This window comes from Methanosarcina sp. A14 (assembly GCF_001729375.1).
GTDB classification, from domain to species: domain Archaea; phylum Halobacteriota; class Methanosarcinia; order Methanosarcinales; family Methanosarcinaceae; genus Methanosarcina; species Methanosarcina barkeri.
The window spans coordinates 1-10,521 of the sequence record NZ_LZPK01000352.1; the positions used below are offsets into that span (position 1 = coordinate 1).

The window sequence follows — 10,521 nt, forward strand, 5'->3', positions numbered from 1 at the left end:
AATTGCGTTGCAATGGTTTCGAGTGCAGTGCGTACGCTATCTGGAAACTCGAGTTCAAGGCTCGAAGCAAGATAAAAAGCTGCAATAACCTTTTTTCCTGATTTTACGGGGATAATTGCGGTAGCCCTGAGATTTTCATGTCGGAGTGCGTCATCTCTCGAAGTGAGAAGAAGGTCTATGTGTTGTTTATAAACCGGCTGCCCTATCACAACAAGTTTCGCATTAGGGGAATTCACAGTGTAACTGGAAGCATGCTCGACAAAATTAGGTGAAAAACCACGTTGAATTGCAAGTGTCATATCTCCTGTTTCTTCATCGATAAGATAAATACCTCCGGCATTGATCTCATCTATCTGAAGGCAGGAATCCAGTAGTCTTTCAAGAGTCTCGTTCAGGGAACTGGAAGTGCTGAGTGCGATTCCAAGGTCTCTTTGGATGTAGAGCAATTTTTCTTTTCTTTTCCGCTCAGTAACATCCATAACTATTCCCATAAGGTACTTTACAGTCCCATTTTTATCCGCTTCAATGAAAGTCCTTTCATCAACCCAGCGTATCTCACCTGATTTCGTCAGGATACGATACTCCTGAGAATAGTCCACGTAACCTTCTTCTATTCTTCTTGAGAGTTCTCTTTCAACCATTCCCAGGTCATCAGGGTGTATGATATTGCCATAAAGAAGTTTTCCGGATGTAAATTCTTCGGTAGTATACTCGAATTTCTTTATGTTTTCTGAGACAAACTCGGCAGGCCAGTACTTCTCCGGCCTCCAGAGAAAAACCGTGACAGGAACTTTATTTATTACCGAGATCAGCTCCTTTGCCATCTCAAGAGCGTTACATAAAGCTACTTCATTCATGTATTTACGGGCTTTCTGCTTGCCGCTCCCATTCTTAGCCGAATTCGAAACCACTTTGGACATCCCGTTCTTTGTAGTTTAAAAATCTTTTACAGGAAGCTCTGAATATATTTCAGATATTTACATTTTTTGCGCCGTAAATATAAAAGTACGCAATAAATTAAAAAGCTTGTGATTTGAGTTCTGGAATGCATCAGAAGGCAGAGACTTGAAAGTTAGAATCTATATAATGATTTTATCGAAAGGAATACACTATATGAGAAAACCTTAAAGAAAAGTATATATTATATTAAGATTGAAAACCAGCCTAGTTAATAGTCATTCAATTTCTAGACCTGTTTATTATCTCACGTTTGTAACGGTTCTTATTCTCTCTGCCTCAGATCTAATTCTATTTCTATATGAATTTCCAAGGTCAATTTGATATATAACCGATGATATATTTTTTGATATATCTCCACAAAAAATAAAAAGAGGCGAGTTGAGAATATGGATGACCTTCAGGGAGTATTGAAAGGACAGAAGATTGCTTACTTTTCTATGGAAATAGGCCTCAGCAGTGAAATCCCGACTTATGCTGGAGGGTTGGGCATACTTGCAGGGGATACTATTCGCTCGGCAGCGGATCTGAATATTCCACTGGTAGCAGTAACACTGGTGAGCAATAAAGGCTATTTTAGGCAAATTCTGGACTCTTCCGGAAACCAGATAGAGCACACCGAAGAATGGAATCCTGCCCGTTTTATGACGCTTCTTGCAGAAGAGGTAAGCGTCAAAATCCAAAACAGGGACGTTAAAATCAGGGCCTGGCTACATAATTGTAAAAGCCTTACAGGAGGCTGTGTACCCATTATTTTCCTTGATACTGATGTCGAGGAGAATAACTGGGAAGACCGCAGAATTACGGATTTTCTCTATGGGGGAGACCAGCGCTACAGGCTCAAGCAGGAAATAGTACTTGGGATCGGGGGAGTAAGAATGCTTGATGCACTGGGTTTCAAAATAAGGAAGTACCACATGAACGAAGGTCACTCAAGCCTGCTCGGCCTGGAACTCCTTAGGTGTAACGGCATTGACCCTGTGAAAGTTAAGGAGTTATGTATTTTTACAACACATACCCCTGTGGAAGCAGGGCATGATAAATTTGATTACGGGCTTGTAGAAGACCTTATCCAGGACAAAAACTGTGTGGATGTCCTCAGAAGATTCGGAGGCGTTGACCGCTTTAATACGAGCCTTTTTGCCCTTAACCTGTCGAATTATGTCAATGGAGTCACAAAGAGGCATAGCCTGATCTCAAGCGAGCTTTTTCCGGGCTACAAAATCCAGGCGATTACAAACGGCGTCCATTCATATACCTGGACTTCTCCTTATTTCAGGAAACTGTACGACCGCTACCTGCCTGGCTGGGCAAATGAGCCTGAACTTCTGGTAAGGATAGATGGAATTCCGGACACTGAGATCTGGGAAGCTCACTGGAACGCAAAAAAAGCCCTTATCGATGAGGTGAACAAAAGGACAGGCGTGGGTATGGACTATGAGACCCTGACAATCGGCTTTGCACGGCGCATGACCGCATACAAGCGGGCAACCATGGCTCTGTCCGACCCTGAAATGCTCAAAAAAATAAACAGACGGGGTAAAATTCAACTTATTTTTGCAGGCAAAGCTCACCCGAATGATGGAGCCGGAAAACAGCTTATCAGAGACATTTTTAAAAACATTGAAATTTTGAGGGAAGAAATAAAGATTGTTTTTCTGGAAAACTATGATATGGACATTGCCGGAAAAATGGTCTCCGGGGTTGACATTTGGCTGAACACGCCAACCCGCCCCTATGAAGCCTCAGGCACAAGCGGCATGAAAGCTGCACACAATGGAGTTGTAAATCTTAGCGTACTCGATGGATGGTGGATTGAAGGCTGGATTGAAGGCGTGACCGGCTGGGCAATAGGCCCTCAGCCCGAAGAAAAACTTTCCGAAGAAGAAGCAAAAGCAGCCGAACTCAGTGACCTTTACAATAAGCTGTATTATATTATAATTCCCATGTACTACGACCGCAAGGATGAGTGGGTTAAGCTAATCAACAATTCCATAGGCATGATAGCTTACTATTTCAACAGCCACAGAATGATGAGGCGTTATGTCACACATGCCTATCTATAATGTACTTTGATTTTTCAGAGGGATTTTGTGAGCTATAGTTTTGTTTCCTTTATGGGGGTACAGGTAAATTTTAGGAATATAGGTAAATTTTAGGAATACAAATAAGTCAAACTTTTGTAAACTACTGCAAAAGTTTAGTAAATCCTTTTTTGATGGAGAAAAGCTGACCAGTTATCACTACTTTAATTACCATCTTCTCTCAGAACTAATTTTTCTGCTAATTTTTTACCTAGCCTTCCGCAGATGTCTTCAAAAAATAACATTTTTTCTGTTATCGTTTTTGTGACTTTGGCGATTTAAGTCCCTTTAGGGTAAGAACAAATCTTATTTAGCTGTCTATTTTGTGTGTTTGACCTCAGGATATTTAATATTGAGAGATTGATAAATTTATGAAAAAGTTTATACTGTAAACAGTGTATAATATTTCACTGTGATAATATGGACGAGACAGATACGATGGATGTGTATGTATGTGCAGATTATAAGAAAGCGCTGAACGGCAAATGTATTGAAATTGATTATAGTGAAGTTTTCGAGAACAGCAAACTTTGCGATTGCGGCTCCGAGCTAAACAATGACGCAGCCAGAGTTGTGCTTAAAGCAGTCGCTCTGGCATCTGAAAAATCGTCATCGACTGGCGTTGAAACTGTACATCTGCTATGCATCACGAAAACGGTATGTAAGAAGTGTTGGAAGGAATATATTCTTGAGTCCTCACAATCGATAGAGGAGCAAATACAGACTGCGTTCAGCGACTGCAAATATCGGATGTGCAAAAAATTTGATAAATACCTGGACCGTATTGACATAGATAAACAATATGAACTGAAATATATTTGCCGAGAGTGTACACCAGCTGCCGAGGAAGAACCTGCGCAATTGGACACAACGATGGAGTTACATTCAGAACCTAGCCCAAAACCTATTTTATTCTAAATAAACATGAGTTTTCAGGATCAGTTTATTGATTAGGTATTCAACTTGACTGTTCCAAATACGAAATTCAGAATTCAAAAATTCAAAAATTCAAAATTCAAAAATCAAATATTGAGTTTCAGGATAGGCTCATTGAGTAAGGATATAAATTTTAGAGATTCTTTAGAACTCAAGTTTAAAATATTAATTGTTTGATTTTATAGAAATAAAACGGAGTTTTTTCATCATGCAGTCATCTTTTAAAATCGGAAACATAATGGACATACCTATCAAACTGGATACATCCTTCCTTCTGGCACTTCCGATATCTGCATATTTTTTCGCGATCAATTCACAGCCATATGGTTTTGCGGGAGTTGAGCCAACTATAGTTAGATACGCTCTTTCTACTCTTTCTGCTATCTTCCTTTTTGTCTCAGTACTTTTACATGAACTTTCACACGCTTATCTTGCAAAGCGTTACGGGGCCAATATTTATAGCATCACTCTTCTCCTTTTTGGAGGTGTAGCCTCTATGGAGATCCCGCAGAAACCCGGACAGGAAGCAAAAATAGCTTTTGCAGGGCCTTTAATGAGCCTCGTAATAGGTTTTATCTGCCTGTTCACATACAATTTCGTAATATCCTCTAACTCTGCGCTTTCTCAAAGCCCTATATTTCTTATTATCTGGATCCTTGGATCAATGAACTTAGTGCTTGGGATCTTTAATTTACTGCCTGCTTTTCCTATGGATGGAGGCAGGATACTCCGTTCAGTTTTTGCCAGGAAAATGTCGTATGTAAAGGCTACTCATAGTGCAGCTTCCATCGGAAAGTTTATTGCTATTCTCATGGCGATTTATGGAATTTACGTAGGTGATATCTGGTTTACCCTAATTGCTTTCTATATTTATGGCAGCGCATCTAATGAGGATCGATTTTATTCAGAATTAGACAGATCTGTATGATAGTTAGTTTGGGGTTGGTAAATTTTGTTTGGGTCCTGGGATATATGTGCTGGGCTAGTTATAGATGGCAATATTTATTTTAGTTCACAGTTGTAAAGGACAAGTAAACATTTTATGGAAAGGCAAGAGGCTATGGCATTAAAAGAAGAATTAAAACAACTTAAGAGGTACAAAACAAGATGCGAGACAACTCTATGAGAAGGCAAAGGAACATCCATTGATATATCTAATTTTTTTCACTGTTATTGTTATAAAACAGAACACTTCATCTATTGAATTATTGGCGAAGTATCCATGCACGTCAATTTCATTGACGCATTCACTTTTTATTAGGAAAGCGAATCCTACACAGCCCTTTTGGGAGAACAATCGGGCACGTCAACCCTTTAAGAAACTGCTAGCATCACCATGAGTAAAGCTAGTACTTTATTTCTTATCATATTCTTCACCGATTTTGGTTATGTTAACTTTCTACATATATTTGCCTATACTTCTGCAATCTTTTGGCTCAAGGATATTGACTTAGTTGAGATTTACTCTAAGCATATCTTACAAACCCACTACAGTGGATCTACGTAACGTACAGTAACCAGCTTTCTCGATGTGCAGAATAGATTCAAGACTAATATGTTCTATCTCCTGTTCAGCCTGATAGAGCTAGATTATAATTTTAACAAGACTCAGTAAGAAGCTTATAGAAGCTAATTTTGAGTTGGTTTAATAGTCACAAAAAATAATATTTATATGTAATATATGTCAGTAATAATATGATGAGAGTGTGTAGAATAATTGATAATCTCAAACCAAAAATAAAAAGACTTTGGCTCTTAATACCTCTTTTTCTTTTAGTTAAATATTATATTGTTTACCTTAAACATTTTAGTGGGTCTATAACTACTAACCCAAATAGTGCTTTATATCTATTGACCACCATAGTCCAAAGTGAGGTTACTATAGTTGCTATAATTATCAGTTTAAGTGTAGTTGTGATACAATATTATGCATCTTCATACTCGTCAAGAATTATTGATATATTAATAAATGATAAAAAGCTCTGGATACCTATAATATTATATGGGATTTCTATAGTTTCTTCTCTTTGTCTTATTAGATGGATAGATCAAGATAATAAGTATCCAATGTTGGAAAATTGGTATAGTCTGATTCTCACAGTTTCAATTATTGCACATATAAGTTTAATCAATTCAGTTTCACATTTCTTGAAATTAATGAAACCAGATTCAATAATAAATATTTTAGTTACGAAAATTAGTATACAAAGCTTATCTAATTCCTGGATATCCAAAGTTGAATTACCCAGTAGGATTTCTAAAGATGAACCAAGAATTGATAGAATTACTACAAAACAAAACGATGAGATAGACCCAATTCTTCCAGTTGTTGACATTATAAATGCTTCAATTGTACGATCTGATTACGCTACAGTAAGTTATGGACTCAAAAAAGTATTAACACATTATTCAGATATTATTATAAATAATACACTTAGTGAGACACAAATAAAAAAAATATCAGAGCATGTATTTGATCGCATATTTAAAGTCTGTCAGTTAGCATTGAACAAAAAAGATGTCAATTCTGTTGATATAATGTTAAAATATTATGATATGTTAGGGAGAATTTATATTGTTAATTCACAAAATCTAAATTCGCCATGTATCAATTATTTCTTAAAACAAGGGTTAAAAATTTTAAATTCAGTATATGACACTTTGGGTATACAAAGATCTGAAGAAAGAGTAACACAAAATAATTTTCTAATGATGTCATATGTCACTTTTTTATCCGAGTATTATCTAAAAGAAGTTTTTAAGTCAATTATAAAAATAAAAAACGATGACTTTATTGGATTATCAAAAGACTTGATAAACTGTATTCATGATATTGGAATGTTTACTTTTCATAAAGTTGAAATATCTACTTTTATTTATCCAGAGCCAGATACACATATTCAAGCTGTGGAAAGTGTAGAAAGTTCAATATCTGAATTATCATATATTTTAGGCGATATAGGAGTCGCTGCAATTAATTCAGATTCAAAGCCTGCATTAGATGAAGTTATTTATGCTCTTAATGATATTGGAAAAGAGTCTATTGATAAGAATCTCATACATAGTTTTTTACACATTATTAAAAATTTAAATATTATTGGTAAAGAATCCGCGAAAAAAGGAGTGGAATTTGAGTCTTCAACTAAGCAAATAGTGGAGTGTTTAGAAAACTTAGCATCTAAAATAAATGTCAATTCAGAAACATTTTCAGGCAAAACACAAAATCAAGTCATTGAATATCACAAATATATTAAATTAAAGTATAAATATAAAACAACAGAAGATGCATTGAAAGAGTTGAATGATAGAGTAGAATCTATAATTACAGCAATTTCCTCTGATGTGTATACCATTGCCATAGAATCTATTAAAAATAACCTGTTAGACGCAACAAGGCAGTGTCTTATTTCACTTGAAATTATTGAAAGAATTCTTCAAGACGATACTGAATCAAGGATTATTAGTGAGCATATAAGAAACCTTGGACTAGAAGTAGTAAAAAAAGAACAAACTTTTCCCTTAATGAAAGACATAATTAAATCTCTATACTCAATAGGAATATTGCAATTTGGCTACATGTTTGATTGGGACCGGGATCTAGAAAAACGACAAGAATTTTTAGAGAAAGAGTATAGTGGTTATTTAGCAAAGGGATTACAAAATAGCTATTCTAATTTTGCAAATTCTGCGGACTTTAAGGATATTGGGGACTCTAATTATACAATGTATCTGGATGATATAATTCATGGAGAAAAGACATTAATAATTGGTGACGAAGAGAAAAGAGATATAAAATGCCTTTCTCTTAAAGACATAAATGATGGGTATAGAACTACAAAATTATTTAAATGTAGTGATTTCCAAGATACAGGGAAAGCATATTACAGAATACCAGAATTATTAGAAGAACTTACTAACCCTATTCTAGAGTACGCATTAAAATCGCCATCTGATAAAACGATAAAACCCTTAACTATGATAATCGAATGTTCTGAAAATTTTGGAATAATGTCTATTCATTTCCGAAATAAATTTTCATTAAACGAAATAATTATACGTTCTCTTGTTGAAATTGGAGACTCGTTTGATGATTTTAAGTACTCAAAATATAATAAAGACAATAAAGCTTGGGAGTATTTAGATTTCGTGACAGAAATTGTTTCGAACTCTATTTATAAATTAGCAATTGAATCATTAAAATACAAATTTGTAGATTTTGATACGCTCCATCAACAGGTTGAGTGTTTAATACGTATACAGAGAAAATATCACAATATATTTCATGTGGAAGATAAATTTGAGAGAATATTAGAAATGATAAAGGAATATGAGATTAAAGAGTCTGAACATAATGAAATCATAAAGTTGATAGAAAATGCAATTGAAGAATTTAAAAAACTGAAAACATCAGATAGAAAAATCGGTTCATGATACAACAAAAAGTCTTGAATTAGTTTAAATTCTTTCAATACTTTCATATGGTTCACTCAAAGGAATTAGCTGTTCCCTATGCCCGACCTCAAATTACTTTTTTATTGAGCCTATCCCAAAATCTATTTTATTCTAAATCATCATGAGTTTTCGGGATTATTTTAGTGATTAAGTATTCAATTGATTGTTCCAAACACGAGATTCAAAAACCAAATTCTGAGTTTCGGGATAGGCTCACTTAAAAAGCATTATCAGAAAAAAGCAGTTATTCAAAATACCCGTTTCTTAAAATTATCTAAGATTAAAAAAGGTTTTTAGGAAAAAGAATCTAGCTACCTACGAAACTTCAAATGAGTTTATATCTGTATGGAAGTTTTCGCTGTATGTCACTTCTTTATCCGATTTGGACACCTGATCTGGTGTGCAAATACTTAACTAAGCGGCCAAATATCCAGTTAAGTTCTTAGATATTCAGTCCGATTTATTATTTCTCAGTTAGTCCTTTTTGTCGTCGTGCGGTGTTTTGTGATTTCTATTTTTTCAATTTTTACTCGAAAGGCAGCAAGCTCCTTATACGAGCTTTATTCCATACCAGTCCGAGAGTTCTGCATCAAGAACCCCCTCATGAACCATCTTCTCGATCTCGTTTTCAACCTGTCCGTAAGTGAACTTATAGTCGTGTGAGATTGCGGAGATGACATCCGGACTATGGCAGAATCTGTTCGGAAACGCCTTATTGAATATTGCTACGTTTTCGAGGATCAAATTCCTTAGTCTCTCCATTTTTTATCACCTCTTTTTATTGTTTTTAGTTTTCTCTTCATTTTGGTTCGATTTCTCTTCTCCCCAACCACTATATTTGCATATCAAATATATAGAGATTATCCTAATACACTATATAGATAGAAAATCTTTAAACTTTACATCATACCTATATATCTAAAGTTGACAGACCGGAATTTAGAACCTGGATGCTTCAGAAATGAGACATTTCAGAGCTTAGACATTTTAAGGTAATAAACAAAGTCAAGTTAAAAATCAGGATAAATTTCGAGTAAATTAAAAATGAAATGCAAGATAGGAGTTCTTTAAGAGCTATCTAATTGCCTGTAAAACTCGTCTCTCTGGAGTATATCCTGTCATTAAGTACTCAAAATCCAGAGTAGGCTCCATAAAATAGGGAGAGGAAGTGGAAAAATCAGCGGAGAAGATAGAGATACCGGCAAGATTAAGATCTCTGAATTTTTGCTGGTCGTCTCAGATCACGAAGTTGGAATTCCAGAGAAAATTGATTTCAGGCACACCTCTCCTCTGGGGCTTCAACTGTAAACATACTTGTGGATTAGATTGAAGGCAGTATTGAGCTTGTAAGAGGAGCAGGAACCTAATTCAAGATAATATTCAGGGAAAATGCCTGCTCATAAAGGCTCGTTTTTCAGGTTCATCTACTGTTCCCGCAGTTATCATAATTCTATACTTTTCCCGTAGTTTCCAGATTTATATTGCAGATTTATATTGCATTATTTTTTAAATTGTTCTACAGTGGTATCCTATCTGAGATTTATTCCATCAGTTTTATTGCTTCAGCCAGATCTTTGGCAATTATCTCTCTTTTTGACTTCTCGATCAGGTAATTCTGTCCTGTCTATAGATACAAAGAAAAAACTTGCCTGCTCTGATAATAAAACTGTAGGACTTACGCAGTTGAACTGAAAAATCAATAGCATCAGATCGTTAACTGTCTATACCGTGACTTTAATCCACAGTCTTTGCCATAATTGATTTTGTTTTTCAAATTCTCAAGTCCTAAAAACTGATTCAGTCGAAAGCAACCACCAGGTGAAACAAAGGTAAAGTAGATGAAACAAAGGGAAAATGTAAGTATGGAAATATTACTAATTAAAGTTTAAATTAAAGTTTAACGAAAAGAGGCTACCAAAAGAATAGTCAGAAGAGTTATTAAAATAATTGTCAAAAATCAGATAATAAGAACCTTTTAGATTTATAAAGTGATCCATAAGGCCTGGTCCAATTTTAATGTAGTTTAGTTCTGTACTCAGTTAAGTTAGTACTTATTTAAGTTACTTATAGTTAAGTTACCTTAGTTAAGTTA

General features: G+C 35.2%; 6 protein-coding genes. 4 read left to right on the forward strand and 2 right to left on the reverse strand.

Features of this window, described 5'->3' with window-relative positions; all coding sequences use genetic code 11:
• Positions 1–920: GAF domain-containing protein (locus tag A9239_RS15235; protein WP_069575368.1), on the reverse strand; the 920-nt coding region annotated here is incomplete at its 3' end.
• A gap of 426 nt (positions 921–1,346) precedes the next feature.
• Between A9239_RS15235 and glgP the strand changes: the two genes are divergently transcribed.
• The 4 genes from glgP (at position 1,347) to A9239_RS15255 (ending at position 8,408) form a co-directional block, all read left to right on the forward strand.
• Positions 1,347–3,023, forward strand: coding sequence for an alpha-glucan family phosphorylase (gene glgP, locus A9239_RS15240; protein ID WP_048117787.1), 1,677 nt, complete (start codon positions 1,347–1,349; stop codon positions 3,021–3,023).
• Between the two features lie 438 nt (positions 3,024–3,461).
• Complete coding sequence (locus A9239_RS15245) at positions 3,462–3,959, forward strand: hypothetical protein (RefSeq protein WP_048155404.1); 498 nt, start codon at positions 3,462–3,464, stop codon at positions 3,957–3,959.
• A 226-nt stretch (positions 3,960–4,185) separates the two neighbouring features.
• The gene (locus A9239_RS15250) at positions 4,186–4,905 is read left to right on the forward strand and encodes a site-2 protease family protein (protein ID WP_048156939.1); all 720 of its coding nucleotides are present in this window, start codon (positions 4,186–4,188) and stop codon (positions 4,903–4,905) included.
• Between the two features lie 770 nt (positions 4,906–5,675).
• Positions 5,676–8,408, forward strand: coding sequence for a DUF2254 family protein (locus A9239_RS15255; protein WP_048155402.1), 2,733 nt, complete (start codon positions 5,676–5,678; stop codon positions 8,406–8,408).
• 570 nt (positions 8,409–8,978) lie between these two features.
• Here A9239_RS15255 and A9239_RS15260 read toward each other — a convergent pair.
• On the reverse strand, positions 8,979–9,191 hold the full coding sequence (locus A9239_RS15260) for a hypothetical protein (RefSeq protein ID WP_048117792.1): 213 nt from the start codon (positions 9,189–9,191) through the stop codon (positions 8,979–8,981).
• Positions 9,192–10,521: the final 1,330 nt, after the last annotated feature.

What these genes read in the sequence shown, in the direction of transcription:
- glgP (WP_048117787.1), top strand. Translation starts at nt 1,347, where the DNA reads ATGGATGACCTTCAGGGAGTATTGAAAGGACAGAAGATTGCTTACTTT.
- A9239_RS15245 (WP_048155404.1), top strand. Translation starts at nt 3,462, where the DNA reads ATGGACGAGACAGATACGATGGATGTGTATGTATGTGCAGATTATAAG.
- A9239_RS15255 (WP_048155402.1), top strand. Translation starts at nt 5,676, where the DNA reads ATGAGAGTGTGTAGAATAATTGATAATCTCAAACCAAAAATAAAAAGA.
- A9239_RS15250 (WP_048156939.1), top strand. Translation starts at nt 4,186, where the DNA reads ATGCAGTCATCTTTTAAAATCGGAAACATAATGGACATACCTATCAAA.
- A9239_RS15260 (WP_048117792.1), bottom strand. Translation starts at nt 9,191, where the DNA reads ATGGAGAGACTAAGGAATTTGATCCTCGAAAACGTAGCAATATTCAAT.